The sequence below is a fragment of the Veillonella parvula genome (assembly GCF_001553335.1).
GTDB classification, from domain to species: Bacteria; Bacillota; Negativicutes; order Veillonellales; family Veillonellaceae; genus Veillonella; species Veillonella parvula_S.
Genome location: NZ_KQ960806.1, coordinates 122,406 through 138,954, shown reverse-complemented (window position 1 = coordinate 138,954; position 16,549 = coordinate 122,406). Strand labels below are relative to the sequence as shown.

At 36.9% G+C, this 16,549-nt stretch carries 12 protein-coding genes, 1 pseudogene and 1 riboswitch; of the genes and pseudogenes, 11 read left to right on the top strand and 2 right to left on the bottom strand.

Going from position 1 to position 16,549, the window contains the following annotated elements; translation table 11 throughout:
* Nucleotide 1 precedes the first annotated feature (1 nt).
* On the top strand, nt 2-481 hold the full coding sequence (locus HMPREF1865_RS08450; protein WP_004695896.1) for a deoxycytidylate deaminase: 480 nt from the start codon (nt 2-4) through the stop codon (nt 479-481).
* 160 nt (nt 482-641) lie between these two features.
* Here HMPREF1865_RS08450 and HMPREF1865_RS08445 read toward each other — a convergent pair whose 3' ends face one another.
* Nucleotides 642-1,871: an aminopeptidase gene (locus tag HMPREF1865_RS08445; RefSeq protein WP_060919821.1), complete on the bottom strand. Its 1,230-nt coding sequence runs from the start codon at nt 1,869-1,871 to the stop codon at nt 642-644.
* Between the two features lie 111 nt (nt 1,872-1,982).
* Between HMPREF1865_RS08445 and HMPREF1865_RS08440 the strand changes: the two genes are divergently transcribed.
* The 6 genes and pseudogenes from HMPREF1865_RS08440 (at nt 1,983) to HMPREF1865_RS08415 (ending at nt 10,465) form a co-directional block, all read left to right on the top strand.
* Nucleotides 1,983-2,552: a ComEA family DNA-binding protein gene (locus HMPREF1865_RS08440; RefSeq protein WP_021148170.1), complete on the top strand. Its 570-nt coding sequence runs from the start codon at nt 1,983-1,985 to the stop codon at nt 2,550-2,552.
* Nucleotides 2,512-4,737: pseudogene (locus tag HMPREF1865_RS08435) on the top strand (ComEC/Rec2 family competence protein). The gene HMPREF1865_RS08440 and the pseudogene HMPREF1865_RS08435 overlap by 41 nt, the downstream one beginning before the upstream one ends.
* Before the next feature lie 11 nt (nt 4,738-4,748).
* A complete protein-coding gene (gene holA, locus HMPREF1865_RS08430; protein WP_024061647.1) occupies nt 4,749-5,726 on the top strand; it encodes a DNA polymerase III subunit delta in 978 nt (325 codons plus the stop codon).
* 2 nt (nt 5,727-5,728) lie between these two features.
* Complete coding sequence (locus tag HMPREF1865_RS08425) at nt 5,729-9,520, top strand: PolC-type DNA polymerase III (protein ID WP_060919820.1); 3,792 nt, start codon at nt 5,729-5,731, stop codon at nt 9,518-9,520.
* Nucleotides 9,521-9,645: 125 nt separating this feature from the next.
* Complete coding sequence (locus tag HMPREF1865_RS08420) at nt 9,646-9,957, top strand: hypothetical protein (RefSeq protein ID WP_072270809.1); 312 nt, start codon at nt 9,646-9,648, stop codon at nt 9,955-9,957.
* Between the two features lie 49 nt (nt 9,958-10,006).
* Complete coding sequence (locus HMPREF1865_RS08415; RefSeq protein WP_060919819.1) at nt 10,007-10,465, top strand: hypothetical protein; 459 nt, start codon at nt 10,007-10,009, stop codon at nt 10,463-10,465.
* Between the two features lie 93 nt (nt 10,466-10,558).
* On the opposite strand, the gene poxB is transcribed toward HMPREF1865_RS08415, so the two are convergent.
* Complete coding sequence (gene poxB, locus HMPREF1865_RS08410) at nt 10,559-12,301, bottom strand: ubiquinone-dependent pyruvate dehydrogenase (RefSeq protein ID WP_060919818.1); 1,743 nt, start codon at nt 12,299-12,301, stop codon at nt 10,559-10,561.
* A 293-nt stretch (nt 12,302-12,594) separates the two neighbouring features.
* Nucleotides 12,595-12,710, top strand: a riboswitch (FMN riboswitch).
* 67 nt (nt 12,711-12,777) lie between these two features.
* Between poxB and ribD the strand changes: the two genes are divergently transcribed.
* From ribD to ribH, 4 genes are all read left to right on the top strand, one after another.
* Entirely contained in the window at nt 12,778-13,992 is a 1,215-nt protein-coding gene (gene ribD, locus HMPREF1865_RS08405; protein ID WP_060919817.1) for a bifunctional diaminohydroxyphosphoribosylaminopyrimidine deaminase/5-amino-6-(5-phosphoribosylamino)uracil reductase RibD, read from the top strand.
* On the top strand, nt 13,973-14,629 hold the full coding sequence (locus HMPREF1865_RS08400; RefSeq protein ID WP_060919816.1) for a riboflavin synthase: 657 nt from the start codon (nt 13,973-13,975) through the stop codon (nt 14,627-14,629). The genes ribD and HMPREF1865_RS08400 overlap by 20 nt, the downstream gene beginning before the upstream one ends.
* Before the next feature lie 15 nt (nt 14,630-14,644).
* Complete coding sequence (locus HMPREF1865_RS08395; RefSeq protein ID WP_060919815.1) at nt 14,645-15,847, top strand: bifunctional 3,4-dihydroxy-2-butanone-4-phosphate synthase/GTP cyclohydrolase II; 1,203 nt, start codon at nt 14,645-14,647, stop codon at nt 15,845-15,847.
* 69 nt (nt 15,848-15,916) lie between these two features.
* Nucleotides 15,917-16,378, top strand: a complete 462-nt coding sequence (ribH, locus tag HMPREF1865_RS08390; RefSeq protein ID WP_004697404.1) for a 6,7-dimethyl-8-ribityllumazine synthase — start codon at nt 15,917-15,919, stop codon at nt 16,376-16,378.
* The last annotated feature ends 171 nt before the right edge of the window (nt 16,379-16,549 follow it).

Sequence of the window (16,549 nt, the reverse complement as noted above, 5' to 3'; positions counted from 1 at the left end):
TATGGCAAAACGTAGCGATTATATTTCCTGGGATGAATACTTCATGGGTGTTGCCATTTTGGCAGCACAACGTTCTAAGGATCCAAATACACAAGTTGGTGCATGTATTGTTAGTAATGATAATAAAATCTTGTCCATTGGTTATAATGGTATGCCTTTGAATTGCAGTGATGATGATTTCACATGGGAACGTGATACAGCTGATGATAACAAATATTTCTATACTGTACATAGCGAACTCAATGCAATCTTAAATTATCGTGGCGGTTCTCTAGAGGGCTCTAAAATATATGTAACGCTTTTCCCATGTAATGAATGTGCGAAAGCCATCATTCAAAGTGGTATTAAAGCCGTTATCTATCGCGATGATCTCTATAAGGATACAAAAGAAGTAAAAGCATCCAAACGGATGTTGAAAACCGCAGGTGTAGACATTATTGAATACAAATCTACAGGCCGCACATTGAATATTACATTGTGATATAATAATTTTTTACCACTTATAAGAACCCCTATATACAAGCGTATATAGGGGCTCTTTTATATGTAGTTTTCTATTATAAATTGATATCAACCAGATCCGTTAGATTGAACGTACAGTTTTTACTATCATCCAATGTAGGATTACACTGTAGTCATGTTTATACTTGTAAACGGCCATCAATCATAATGTCTACTTCTTGGCCATCACGAGTGTAGCCTTTAATATTCATATGTTCATGACCAATCATAAAGTCTACATGTGTTAAGGAGTAGTTAAGGCCACGTTCTTTTAATTCTTCTTCAGATAAACCATCACTATTTTTGAGGCATGTAGGATAAGATGCACCAATCGCTAAATGGCAGGATGCATTTTCATCAAACAATGTTTCGTAGAAAATTTGGTTAGATTGGCTAATTGGGCTGAAGTGGTCCACCAAAGCAACTTCGCCGAGGTAGTGGGAGCCTTCATCGGTTTCTATTAACTCTTTTAATACTTCATAACCTTCTTTTGCAGTATAATCAACGATTTTACCTTCTTTGAAAGTAAAGGAGAAATCAGAAATAGTATTGCCATGGTAAATTAAAGGTTTTGTGCTGTATACAATACCATTAACACCATTATATTGGGGTGCGGAGAAAACTTCCTCTGTAGGAATATTGGCATTAAAAATAGTGCCATCCTTTGAAGATTCTTCACCACCTAGCCATATATGACCTTCTGGTAATTCTAATAAGAGGTCAGTACCATTTTTACAAGTATAACGCAATGCCTTTAAGTCTAATTTATTCAATGCTTCACAGCGGTGACGCAATTTTGCCATGTGATGACGATATGTGTCTTTCGGTTCTACACCTTCAATGCGGCAAAGTTTTAATAGGGTAGCCCATAGTTGTTCAATTTTCTCTTCATCTGTACCTTCATAGCCAAGTAAATCTGCCCATAGAACCGTTGGTACAGAAGCAACGCACCATGTAACAGAGGAGTTCATAATCGCTGTATGGTAGAAGGATAAAGCTTTATTTAAGTTACGAGATTGTAGTGAAATACGATTTGTTGGAATACCTTCTAACGCTTTTGGGTTCGCACTAATCAAAGATAAGAAAGCGGCCTTATCATCGATGTATTGCTTGTAGAATTCAGGTATCCAGTTAGCCGGTCTTTCTAATACAGATTCCTTAGCATGTAATAAACGTTGACGAGCGATTGGAGAACATCTCCAGTTGAGGACAACCTCTTTGGCACCTAATTCATATGCTTCTTCTGTGACGATAACTGCAAAGTCTTTGTTTTCCACATCTACAGAAATAACAAGAGTTTGATCTTCTTGTAAATTTACGCCATATTTTAACAAGGTATGTGCATATTTTTTTAATATTTCTTGATTCATTGTATCTCCTTATATTCGACATCAATTATGAAACTCCTGCTGGTGTGACCAATAGAGTCAACGGTAGGAGTTTACTTTTTCATAGGGAATTCTTTCAGTAGGAGGTGCACTATGAAAGTAAAATTGAAGCCATATATGACAATTATATTAATCCTATGTATTTTAGTAGGAATTTATTTCCTATGGCCTATTATAACAGATGAAAGCGATTCTGTCTTAGTTGAAGGAGCAATAGATGGAAATTCTTCTATATCAACTGTTGAACAAACATCCAACAAACCTATAGCTTATATTACGGGCGCCGTAGTTTCACCTGGTTTATATGAGTTTGAAAGTAGTGCTACTGTAGGTGATGTAGTTCAGTTAGCAGGTGGGCTATTACCTTATGCTGATGTAGAATCAGTCAATATGGCAAAGTCGGTTAATGCGGGAGATCATATCCACATAGTATTTAACTTCCACGGTAATCCAGAGGTTTTATTGCGCGGTAACAAAATTAATATCAATACAGCTTCTGCAAAAGATCTTGATGCATTACCAGGCATAGGACCCGCTATGGCAAAAAGAATTGAAGAGTATCGTTCACAAAAAGGACCCTTTACATCCGTTGAAGGTATCAAGGGGGTGAAGGGCATCGGTGATGGCGTATTTAAGAAGATTAAAGATAAAATTACAATCTAAATTTAGGAATACAGAACGAGCGTTTGAGGAATCAATCTTCAATACTCAAGTTTTAGTTAATACAAAGCCATTTATAATTTATAGCCAATGGGCACATACTATATTGGGATCTATAATAATTGGCACTATATTAGGATATGGTAAATATTATCCCGTACTTAGTCAAATGCATTATATTTTTGCGATTGCCTTAGCTATTATTGGTGTAACTGTTATTAAAATAATGCAATCTTATTGTAGGTGGCGTTTATATGCCAATTTATTAATATTAGTTTTTGCTGCAATGGGATTATCCTATTATCATACAGACTTACAAATTATTAATTATAGTAGCTATACATCATACTATTTACAGCAAGAAGGAGAATATCTAGGTACTGTTGTATCATCTCCTGAAATAGTAAATCTAGATGGACAGGAATATTACAAATATAATGTAGAGTTACATGGATTACATCCCTATAAAGATTCTGCTAAAAATGACTATATTAAGGCACAGGGTCGATTACAGATTTACTCAAAGGTATCTGCTACAAAGTATACAATACGGCTAGGGGAACAAGCAATAATTGAAGGTACACCAAAAAGCTTATTTCTCATTGAAGAGGAAGGACGCATTAATCTTAGAGGCAGATATATGAGCTCTAATACAAGAGGTCGAATCTATGATGGTGTATATCGATCTGCTACTAATAAAGATTTACAAGCATTCCACTTTAAAGAAACATTTTCTGAAAAACTATATGGAAAAAGTTTATATTTATGTGGTCAAATACGAGAATCTATTGAAAAAAATATTGCTAGTAATCTAGATGGTCCACAAAAGGTATTAGCACAAGCCTTATGCTTGGGTGGTCATTATAGTGAGCTAGGGGAAAAGCGAATGAAAGATTTTGCTTATACGGGTCTCATCCATATTTTATCTATCTCTGGCTCACATATTGCACTGCTATTAGCCTTAATTTACGGTTTAGGAAGACTCGTTAAATTAGGGAAGCGCACATGCTTAATTTTAGGTATATTAGTAGCTTGTATATATTGCTGTATCGTTGGTGGAGATGCACCTGTTATACGTGCAACGATGATGAGTATACTCATGTGCATGGCTTATGTAAAAGGACGATTATATCAAGCTAAACAGGCTTTATGTATATGCGCTATACTATGTCTTGTATATGATCCTTTTTCTTTGTTTGATGTAAGCTTTCAACTATCCTTTGGTGCAACCTATGGTTTACTTATATGGGGGAAGGTACTATATGAACGGATACAATGGCTACCAAAATGGATTAAAACACCCCTTGTTTTATGTGTGTCAGCACAGTTGCTCATCTTGCCGCTACAGCTGTATTACTTTCACTATATTAGTATTGCTAGTTTATTAGCAGCTTGCATAGTAGCACCTATATTAGATATATCCATCATTTTAATCTTTATAAGCACTGTTATTAGCTATGTAATGTCTATATCTTTTCCATGGTCTTTGATAGATGTACTATTACGCATATCGTTATATTTAAATCATGTCTTAGGGAGTAGTGGTAGTTTACTTTGGCTTGGTATGATGCATCTTTATTGTGTTTATGTATATTATACTTTACTAGGTCTGTTTACGTACTTTTTGACACATAAGAAGAAGTATACTGTATATGTAGTAATGTCCTTATTATGCATGGTTGCAGCCTATGGTGTTTCATACTATGTGACTCATCATCACAAGAATACGTTAATCCATTATATTCCTATGAAACAGTGTAATGTGCTGCTGTGTATAGCACCAAACCATGAACAGGCATATTAGTTAATCGATGCACCAGATTATATTAAAACAATGCCTAATGAAAGTCTAATTAATCAAACTATTAGGGCATATGGCATGAATCCTAGAATGGTAAAAGTTAAGTACTTTCACAGTAACGGTTCGGCAAGGGTAATATATAAAAATGGTATGAACCAAATAGTCGTATATAATGGACAAAGTAGAGAAAAAAATCTAAAATTAAATGATAAGGCTAATGTTTTATTTATAACGAGTCGATTTAGTGTAATGCATGAAATTGATCGTATTTCACCGCGTAGTACTGTTTTGTTTAGTAGTCCTCATGGTGCTTTACGCGATGTGGATCCATCATCAGAACATATGTATATAATGGGATACAGCTTTATTAAAGATATCTATCTGTGAAAGGAGGGAACATGGCACATATTCAACTCATCTATGGCGACGAACCACAATTAATTGAAGAAGAAAAACGTAAATTTTTAAGTGCCTATCCAGACCTTCCAGTGACTGTATTAGATGATGAGGTGGGCCCACAAAAAATAAGTGAAAAACTATGTGAAGATTCACTTTTTGGCGATCAAAAGGTCTTCTGTTTAGTTAATTTGCCTATCATTCGTAAAAGTGGCAAAAATAGTGATGCTTGGATTCCATTGTATGAACTCCTCTTGGAATATAATGGAGATAATCCTATCGTTTTGATTTATCATGATATGATTGATAAACGTATTAAGCAGAATAAAGAGATTTTAGAAAAAATACCAAATCATCAATGTAAGCGTCTTGAAGGGGCAGACCTTGTGATGTGGATACGTCAGTACTGTACGTCTAACGGCTTTAAAATGACGCCTGATGCACAGGAATATGTGGCTCATCTCATTGATTTGTGGCAAGAGGTACCTGTTTCTTTTATGAGAACTGAGTTTGACCGATATTTTTTACAGATTACTGGGGAAAAGGTTATTACCAAAGAATTTCTCGAAGAAAACGGTAGTGACTATGGAGCCAAAAACATTTTTACTTTTAAAGAGGCTCTATTAAAAAGAGATATCGATACATTACTTGAACTATTTCCATTTATGTTCGGCTATAAAGAATTAGACCGTGCTATGAGCTATATTGAGGGGCAATTACGTTTACAGTTGCTAGTTAGCGAATGTCGCCAAGTGGGTATGTCTGTTCAAGCCATACAAAACTTATGTAAGGATCATGATTCGTCATTTAAACCATATCCGATTAAGCTAGCTTACGAGGCGAGTCCGAGAATTTCAATTAAGGCTCTACGAGCTTTATTAAAAGGTCTTTATGAGATTATATTAGATAGCCGTAGCAGCAAGGGCGATATTTGGCGATTTAGAGATTTATGTATTACCTACTGTGGGTATAAGGGATAAAAATGAAAGTACGTTATCGTGTTGTACCAAAACAGAATAAGAAATCATCCTTCTATGTGAACTGTCATAGCCAACATGTGACGATTCAAGCAGCAGACTCTGCATTTTCCACATTGCTTAGTCTACGTGAAAGGTTGTCTGCATGGTATAAGGAAAAAAATATCTCTTTTGATGATATTCCAACAAATACAGATACAGCTTGTTGCTTTGCTTGGAAAGTAGATACTGAAACGGGTGAAGGGTTAGATACCTATTATTATGGCGGTGGCTGTGGTGCTGGTGAATGGATTGAAGCGGCTGAAGCACAACGTGAAGCTGAAGAGGCTAAAAATCAAGAACCTAGAGGCAAGTCTTTTGCGGGTTATGACCAACAAGATGAATATGATGATGTAGACGAAGATGATTTTGCCCCATTTGTAGAAGCTATTGAATTAGGCTATTTCAACAATAGTCCAGTTGTTGTGTCTCGTTTTAATCATACGGCTGCCGAATCTAGCAGTAGTGATACTATCGCATCTGTGAGCAGTACACCTAAAGCAAGCAAAGGCTTTGGCCCTAAAAAAACTACAAAATCTACGGCTAAAGGAAGTGAAGGGGATGGTAAATATCCTCGTCGTGCACCAAAGGAGGCATCTACAGATGAAGGCATGATTTTAGGACCTAAAATTGAAGGGGTCACCTCTAAAATCATGGGCACCTTGGATACACCTAGTGTAATTTTTGAAGGTGTCTTTGTAGGGTTAGATAAACGTGATACTAAGACGGGTAAAAGTATCGTTAACGGCAGCATTGTAGATGATACAAATAGCATTAAATTTATTAAGTTTACGAACAGTCCTGAAGAAGGGGATGAATTATTAAAACGACTAAAAGGCTTACAACGGGTTCGCGTACAAGGTAGTGTTAGCTTTGATGATCGTTTTGACAAGGATTATATTCTTTCTATTCGCAGTATTGAAGCAATAGAAACTACTAGTGTGGAACGAACTGAAAATCGTCCGGACTCTCGTGTGGAACTCCACTTACATACCAAGATGAGTGATAAAGATGCTCTTGTATCTGTAAAAGACTTGTTTAAAACAATTAAAAAATGGGGTCATCCTGCGGTGGCTATTACGGACCATGGCGTAGTACAAGCCTTCCCAGAAGCGCAAGCTCTTGGTAAGGAGTTAGGTGTTAAAGTTATCTACGGTGTAGAAGGTTACCTCATCGAAGATGAAACGGTAACAAAAGATGAAGAGCCTGTACTAGATAAGAAAAAGAAAAAAGAAAAAGATAAACGGTACCATATTATCTTGTTAGCTAAAAATATGGTAGGTTTACGTAATTTATATAAAATGATTTCCATTTCTCACCTTGAACATTATAAGGTTCGTCCTCGTTTGCCTCGTTCCGTTATTGAAGAACATCGTGAAGGTATTATCATCGGTTCTGCCTGTGAAGCAGGGGAGCTTATGCAATCCATCGTTCGTGGAGCTACAAAAGAAGAGCTTTTAGAAATAGCCTCCTTCTACGATTATCTTGAAATTCAGCCACATACTAACAATACGTTTTTGGTTCGTAAAGGTCTCATGCCCGACGAGCAGGCACTCATCGATATGAATAAGATCGTTATCGAATTAGGAGAAGCCTTAAATAAACCTGTATGTGCTACTTGTGACGTTCACTACCTGACACCAGAAGAAAAAATTTATCGTGAAATCATGTTAACTGCATGTGGTTATCCAGATGCAGATGAACAACCAGATTTACATTTACGTACTACAGATGAAATGCTTGCGTCCTTCCCTTATTTAAGCGAAGAGAAAGCATACGAAGTAGTCGTTACTAATACACGTGCTATTAATGATAGCATTGAAGATATTAAGCCCGTTCCTGATGGTACATATTCACCTAAGATTGAAGGTGCTGACGAAGCTTTCACAGAAATGTGCTATAGAAATGCGAAGGCTATTTACGGTGATCCATTGCCGCGTGTCGTACAAGAACGTCTCGATTATGAATTGGATTGTATTATTTCCAATGGTTACGGCGTATTGTATTACATCGCTCATAAGCTGGTAAAAAAATCTCTTGATGATGGGTATCTCGTAGGTTCCCGTGGTTCCGTAGGGTCATCCTTTGCCGCTACCATGTCTGAGATTACAGAGGTAAACCCATTACCGCCTCATTATGTATGCCCTAACTGTAAATATTCAGAATTCTTTGAAAAGGGTGAATATGCAGGGGGCTTTGACTTGCCTCGTAAAAACTGTCCTGAATGCGGTCATGCTTTACAAACAAATGGACATGATATTCCGTTTGCTATTTTCCTTGGTTTCGAAGGTGATAAGGTTCCAGATATTGACCTTAACTTCTCTGGTGATTACCAAGCAAAAGCTCACAAATATACAGAAGAACTATTTGGCCGTGATAATGTATTTAAAGCCGGTACAATCGGCACTATAGCTGATAAAACTGCTTTTGGTTATGTTAAAAAGTACGCCGAAGTTCGAGACATTCAAGCTCGTAATGGTTTCTTTGAACATTTAGCAAAGGGCTTTACAAATGTGAAGAATACTACAGGCCAACATCCTGGTGGTATTATGGTATGTCCTCGAGATATGGATGTGCATCACTTTACGCCAATTCAACATCCAGCTAATAAAAAGGAAAGTGGCGTATTAACGACACACTTTGATTATCATTCCATCGAAGGTCGTATGACTAAGTTAGATATTCTGGGCCATGATGATCCCACAATTATTCGTATGCTAGAGGATTTGACTGGCATCGATGCTAAGACAATACCATTTGATGATCCAAAGACATTGAGCTTGTTCTCCTCTACAGAGGGGATTGGTTTAACACCTGAGCAATTGCAAGGTGACCAAGTAGCTAGCTTGGCTGTTCCAGAATGTGGCACGAAATTCGTACGGGGCATGCTTGAAGACTCTCGTCCCCAAACATTCTCTGATTTAGTTCGTATTTCTGGCTTTTCACATGGTACAAACGTATGGCTTGACAATGCGCAAGATCTCATTAAAAATGGTACTTGTAAGTTGAATGAAGCCATTTCAACTCGTGACGACGTAATGAACTTCTTGATTCATCGGGGCATGGATAGAAAGCATAGCTTCTTTGTAATGGAAAATGTGCGTAAAGGTAAGGGTATTGAAAAACGAAATAAACAAGGGCAAGCTACGACGGAATTTGAAGCAGAAATGCGTGAAAATAATATTCCTGAATGGTTTATTGAATCTTGTAAAAAGATTTCCTATCTATTCCCACGGGCCCATGCGGTAGCTTACGTAATGATGGCTTTCCGTATTGCTTGGTTTAAGGTATATCATCCATTGGCATTTTATGCAGCTTACTTCTCCATTCGTGCGAAAGCCTTCGATTTACGGATCATGACAGGGGACCTCAAAACACAATTGACCGAGTTTAACCGTATCAAGGCTCTTGATCGTGCTGCCAGTCCTAAAGATAAGGACCTTATGAGTGCCTTGGAAGTATCTATGGAGATGTATCAACGGGGCTATCGTTTTATTAATGTAGATATTCAACATTCCGAAGCTAGACGCTTTAGTATTAAGGATGGCGCTTTATTGCCACCATTCTTAGCCATTGATTCTCTAGGTGAAACAGTGGCTGATACTATCGTCGAGGAAAGAAATGAACGTCCATTTACATCTCTAAAAGACTTACAACGCCGCTGTAAAGTATCAAATACCATCATTGATCTTATGAAAGACCTCAAATGCTGTGGTGAACTTCCTGAAGACGAACAAATGTCACTATTTGGAGCATAATAAAATACAAGATAAGACTTAAATACAAAGTAAGCACTATATCTGAAATGTGGATATAGTGCTTATTTTTATATATTTTGCTACAATAAAATTACTATATCATTGATGTAAGGGAGTGTTATGTAATGATAAGTGGATTATTGAAGTTTCTAGGAATTAATTCATCGGATTGTAATGATTATAAAGAATCAAAAATGAATTTGGAAGGTAATAGTAGTGAATCTAACATCACTGAGGAAGTTCAAAATCACGATGTTGAACTAGAATTTTGGGATATTGAGTCTGAGGATACACCAGTACTAGAAGAATCAGATATTCCAGGTGTATACTTTAACGAATTCCGGGAATATGTAGATGAAGAGGGGAATGTATTATCTCCATCAGAGGTCGATGTGATACGGTATAAAGACGATTATGAGGACGATTATTATAGATAAAAAGAAATAGTTAATCTGTTATATTTATATTGAATCGAGTTAATGAATTATGAGAGTTCCAATATATGAAGCTTTAGCACACTATAAAAAGAATGAAGAGCTACCTTATACAGAATATTTTGGATTAGGATTTTTTTCTGATAGATCATTAGCTGAAGAGGCTCTAGTTGAATCTAAAATATTGTCTGGATTTTCTAAGTTAAATGATGATTCCTTTTCTATAAAAACTCACTATTTAAATGATTGTGCTCATATAGGTGATGATATTAACTATGAAATAGTAAATAATAAAATTTATGGTGTTTGGTATGATTACGATATAGATCCATATTATTCTAGTTCTGGATACATAGGTTTATTTAGCACTTTAGAATATGCAGAGAAAGCATTAGATTGGTATAAGACCTGGGATATATTAAAGATACATGGATTAGAGTATTTAGGAATATATCCAATTACACTTAATCTTAGAGGATGGACTGAAGGTTTTATTACAGTAAATAATTAATTTTAAATAAAAGAGGATTCATCATATGATGAATCCTCTTTTTGAAAGTTTTGCAGTTTATTTATTTTGGCAGATTTTGCAAATTTTGCAATATTAGTATAGGGATTTATATTTCATCCAGTTTGTTTTGGCCATTTCTTTAAGCTCTGTACCACGGCCATCAAGGATTGCATTGATCAAGTATTTGCTAAAGCCCTTAGCTTGTTGATATGCAATTTTAGGAGGCATTGCAAGTTCTTGTTTGTCTACGCGAACATTAACGATTACTGGGCCATTATGGTTAAGGGCTTCCATAATTTTTTCATCCACTTCGCTAGAGTTATGAATGCTAACCCCTTTGATACCAGCAGCTTCAGCTAGTTTACCGAAATCTGGATTTACAAAGTCTGTAGCGTAGTCTAGATAGCCGGAAGCTTTCATTTCCATAGCGATAAAGCTAAGTTCTTCGTTATTGAATACAAAGATTTTAATTGGTAGATTCAATTGTTTTAAAGTCAGCATTTCGCCCATCATCATTGTAAAGCCACCGTCACCAGAGAGGGAGATGACTTGACGATTAGGACATGCATTTTGAGCACCGATAGCGTGCATCATAGCATTAGCCATGGAGCCGTGGCTAAAGGATCCTAAAATACGGCGTTTACCATTTGTTTTTAGATGGCGAGCAGTCCAAATAACTGGAGTACCTACGTCAAAGGTAAAGATCGCGTCTTCTGCTGCTAGTTTATTGAGGCGATTTACGAAGTATTGAGGGTGAATTGCTACACCATCTGGCTCGGCAACGGCATAACTATCTAAATCACCTCTAAATTTAGTGTACGCTTTACGCACTGTGTCGATAAATTCAGTATCACCACGTTGGCCTACAAGAGGTAATAATTCTTTTAACGTATCTTTTACAGTACCAATGATACCTTGTGTAAGAGGTACGCGACGACCTAAAGCGCTAGGATCTCTATCTACTTGTATTACTTTCGCATTTTCTGGATAGAATGGACGGTAAGGAAAGTCTGTACCAAGCATTACCAATGTATCACATTGTTCAATAGCACGGTAGCCAGATGTATAGCCTAATAGGCCAGTCATACCTACATCATATGGATTATCCCATTCAACCCATTCTTTACCTCTGAAAGCATGTACAACCGGTGCTTGTAAGTGTTTTGCTAATTCTACCACTTCGTCATGAGCACCTTCACAGCCGGCACCACAGAATAGGGTAATACGTTTGCCTGTTTCTAAATGAGCAGCCATTTCTTCAATATCTTCTCGTTGTGGAACGATATGAGGTAAACGAGGTGGGGCCCATATAGGTAATTCGTCAATTTCCATTTCCATAACTGCAACGTCCCCAGGAAGAACGATAACAGCAACATCTTGGTTACCAACAGCAGCGTTCATAGCACGGAATAGAATTTCCGGCATTTGTTTAGGACTAGAAATAAGTTCACAGAAACAAGAACACTCTTTGAATAGATTTTCTGGATGTGTTTCTTGGAAATAGTTCAAACCTACTTCAGATTGAGGAATGTGAGATGCAATGGCTAATACTGGAACACGATTGCGATGACAGTCAAAGAGACCATTAATCAAGTGTAAGTTGCCAGGACCAGAGCTACCAGCACATACAGTTAGTTTATGAGTTAGGGATGCTTCTGCACCGGCAGCAAAGGCTGCTGTTTCTTCATGTCGTACATGTTCAAAAGCAATTTTACCATTGCGGCGTAAACTATCATTTACAGAGTTTAGACTATCTCCAGTGATACCGTAAATGCGTTCGATGCCCGCATTGGCTAAGACTTCTATAAGTACATCAGAAATTCGTTTTTTTGCCATATTATCACCTATATTTAATAATTACTATCATTAAAATATGGTTATTCAAACCATATATACTATATTAGACTTGTTTAACATGTAATTATGTGATAAAAGTTACTATTTACTGTATACATAGTTTATATATGTTTATATTAAAAGTAAATATATATTATTATTTATATTGTTCTAGTATTTGTGTTCTAAAAATTATATTTTAATTAAATTATTTAATATTCTTTCTCAATATAAAACTATTATTCTTGCATAACATTAATAAAAGTGTTACTATTAATTCATAAACAAAATAGATAAGTCTTTGGGGATAGGTGAAATTCCTTACCGGCGGTAAAGTCCGCGAACCTTCTTGGTATGAATCGGTGCAATTCCGATACCGACAGTAGAGTCTGGATGAGAAAAGACGAGGCACGTTTGTTGTGCGCATTTATGATGACCCAAGGACTATGTAATAGTCCTTTTTTTATTGAGGTGATATGGTGGATGACGTAGTATATATGAAGCGCGCCATTGAACTGGCAAAATTAGCCACAGGTCACACCTCACCAAATCCTTTGGTTGGTGCTGTTGTGGTAAAAGATAATACAATAATCGGTGAAGGTTATCACCATAAAGCTGGTACAGCTCATGCTGAGGTGCATGCACTAAATCAAGCAGGTGATAATGCCAAAGGTGCTACTTTATACGTAACATTAGAGCCATGTTCCCATTATGGAAAAACACCACCTTGTGCGCTTCGTATCATTGAGGCTGGTATAGCTAAAGTAATAGTAGGTAGTACGGATCCAAATCCACTAGTTTCTGGAAAAGGAATGGAGTTACTTCGTGAAGCAGGTATTGAGGTTGTTTGCCCCGTATGTAGTGATGAATGTGCTGAACTAAATGAGCATTTCTTTACCTATATACAGACAGGTAAGCCTTTTGTCACTCTAAAAAGTGCTATGTCACTAGATGGGAAAATTGCTACATCTACTGGACAATCTCAATGGATTACAAATGAGTCCTCTCGTCGTGATGGACATGTGTTGCGTGCCACGCATGATGCCATGCTCGTTGGAATTGGTACAATTTTGGCAGATAATCCACAGTTAAATTGTCGTTTAACGGATAGTGAATTATCAGATGCGTTATTAGATAAAAGCATACTTGATGAACCGATTACGATTCATCAACCAAATGTAATTATCTTGGATAGTCTTGGTAGAACACCTACTACTAGTCGTGTCTTTGAAATAAATAATCGCAAGATTCATATATTCGTATCTAAAGGTTGTCCTAAGGATCGGATACAAGCCTTAGAACAAGTTGGTGCTCAAGTAACCGTAGTAGAATCTATTTCTACTCGTAAAAGCAAGAGCACAGACATTGTCATAGATATTAAGAAATTATCTATCGATGATATTCTTACAAAACTAGGTGAACTAGGTTACACATCTATTCTTGTTGAAGGTGGATCTGCAATTATCAGTTCCTTTGTGGAAACGAAGAACTTTGATAAGGTCGTAACATATATTGGAAATACCATTATTGGTGGTAACGATGCAACACCTGCTGTAGGAGGTCGAGGTTTTGAAAGTTTAGAGGTTTCACCGCAATTAACTTTCACCAAGACTAAAGTATTAGATAATAACATTCGCATTGAAGCATATCGTCAAGGAAGGAGGGGCGCTTATGTTCACGGGAATCGTTGAAGAAATCGGCCGCATCGAGAACATAAAAAAGGGCCCTAAATCCTTAGCCATAACAATTCGAGGAGAAAAAATTTTTAGCGATTTAAAAGTTGGTGATTCCGTAGCTGTTAATGGGGTGTGCTTGACGGCCACAACGATTGGCAATAGTATATTTACAGCGGATGTGATGCCAGAATCCATTAAGATGACTACGTTTACTAATTTGAAAGTCTATCAACCAGTCAACTTAGAGCGAGCTATGCTTGCTAATGGTAGATTTGGTGGTCATATTGTGGCAGGCCATGTAGATGGTACAGGTCGTATTATTAATCGTGAACAAACCGATAATGCCATTATCTTTACTATCGAAGCTCCAAAATCTGTTATGGATTATGTTATCTATAAGGGCTCCATTACCATCGATGGAATTAGCCTCACAATTATGCGACGAACAGACAGTAGTTTTTCCGTCTCTATCATTCCTCACACTTTGAGTGAAACCATTTTAGGTTTTGCTCATATTGGAACAGAGGTCAATTTAGAAACGGATATTGCTGGACGATATATTCGTCATTTTATGAATCTTGGTAGTGAACCTACCGAAGAAAAGCCTAAAAAATCTATGCAATCCCTCTTAGTAGAGAATGGATTTATATAAGTAAGGAGCGTTCCTATGAGCGAACAATTACATTCTATTAATGAGGTCTTACAAGACCTTAAAGCTGGTAAACCTGTTATTATCGTTGATGATGAAAGCCGTGAAAACGAAGGCGATCTTATCATTGCTGCAGAGTTTGCGACGCAAGAAAATATTAACTTCATGGTTAAATACGCCCGCGGTATCGTATGTACGCCTATGCGCCGCGAAGCGTTAGAAAAACTTGGGATTCCCGCAATGGTTACCAAAAATACTGATAACCATGAAACTGCTTTTACTGTGACTGTGGATCATGTAGATACTACAACAGGCGTATCTCCTGCAGAGCGTGCTTATACAATTCAAAAACTATTAGATCCTAATGCGAAACCTCAAGATTTCCGTCGTCCAGGTCACGTATTTCCACTTGTATATAAAGAGGGCGGCGTATTGGTACGTCAAGGTCATACTGAGACATCTATCGACCTTTGTCGCCTAGCAGGGTTACAAGAGGCTGCCGTTATTTGTGAAATTACTAAAGACGATGGCGATATGGCCCGTTTGCCAGATCTTATGAAATTTGCTAAGGAGCATGACTTGAAAATTGCTTCTGTAGCAGAACTTATAGAATATCGTAAACAACATGAAGATATGGTTGAGCTTGGTGCTTGTTCTAAGTTGCCTACTAAATTTGGTGATTTTAATATCTTTGTATTTAAAAATGAATTGGATCATAAAGAGCATTTAGCTATCGTAAAGGGCAATGTTCAAGATTGTAGCGATGTGCTTGTACGTATTCATTCTGAATGTTTAACAGGCGATGTATTTGGTTCTAAGCGCTGTGATTGTGGCGAACAATTAGACAATGCGTTGCGCGCCATTGAAAAAGAAGGCAAAGGCGTTGTTGTATATATGCGACAAGAGGGCCGTGGCATTGGTTTGACCAATAAAATTAAAGCCTATGCATTACAAGAACAGGGCCTTGATACAGTAGAAGCAAATGAACAATTAGGCTTCCCTGCAGATATGCGTGAATACTCCTTAGCGGCTCAAATTATCCGTTTCTTGGGTATTAAAAGCATCCGCTTATTAACTAACAATCCCGAAAAGCGTCATGGCTTAGAACATTGGGGAATCAATGTAACTAGCCGTGTACCACTCATCATTGCTGCAAATAAATTTAATGCAGGCTATTTAAAAACAAAAGAAGAGAAAATGGGTCATATGTTAGAAGACTAATTAACTTTCACCATATAACTCGGTCGTTACATATATATTTCCTTAGATGGAATAAAGGAGGTCAATATAATGATGGTTCAAGAAGGTAACTTATTAGGTACTGGTAAGAAATTTGCTATTATCGGTTCTCGTTTCAACGAGTTCATTACATCTAAATTAATCGGAGGCGCTGAAGATTGTTTACTTCGTCACGATGTTAAACAAGAGGATATTACAGTAATTTGGGTTCCAGGTGCTTATGAGATTCCTTTGATTGCTAAGAAAGCAGCTTTATCTGGTCGTTATGATGCAGTTATTTGTGTAGGTGCTGTTATTCGTGGGGCCACTACTCATTATGATTATGTATGCAACGAAGTAGCCAAAGGTATCGCACATGTATCTTTGGAAACTGGTATTCCTGTTATGTTTGGTGTAGTAACTACTGAAAACATTGAGCAAGCTATCGAACGCGCAGGTACAAAAGCGGGTAATAAAGGTTATGATTGTGCGATGGGTGCAATCGAAATGGTTAACCTTATCGATCAAATCTAAGAATTGTATATATAACACTCAGTATCTTATGGTACTGGGTGTTTTTATATCATCGAAAATATGTTCTTTTAAATTTAAATAAGACTAGACGAACATATATTCTCTATTATTGAAAGTTAAATATTTGACATGATATACTATATAAGCAATATAAAAGTAATACCTTAATAA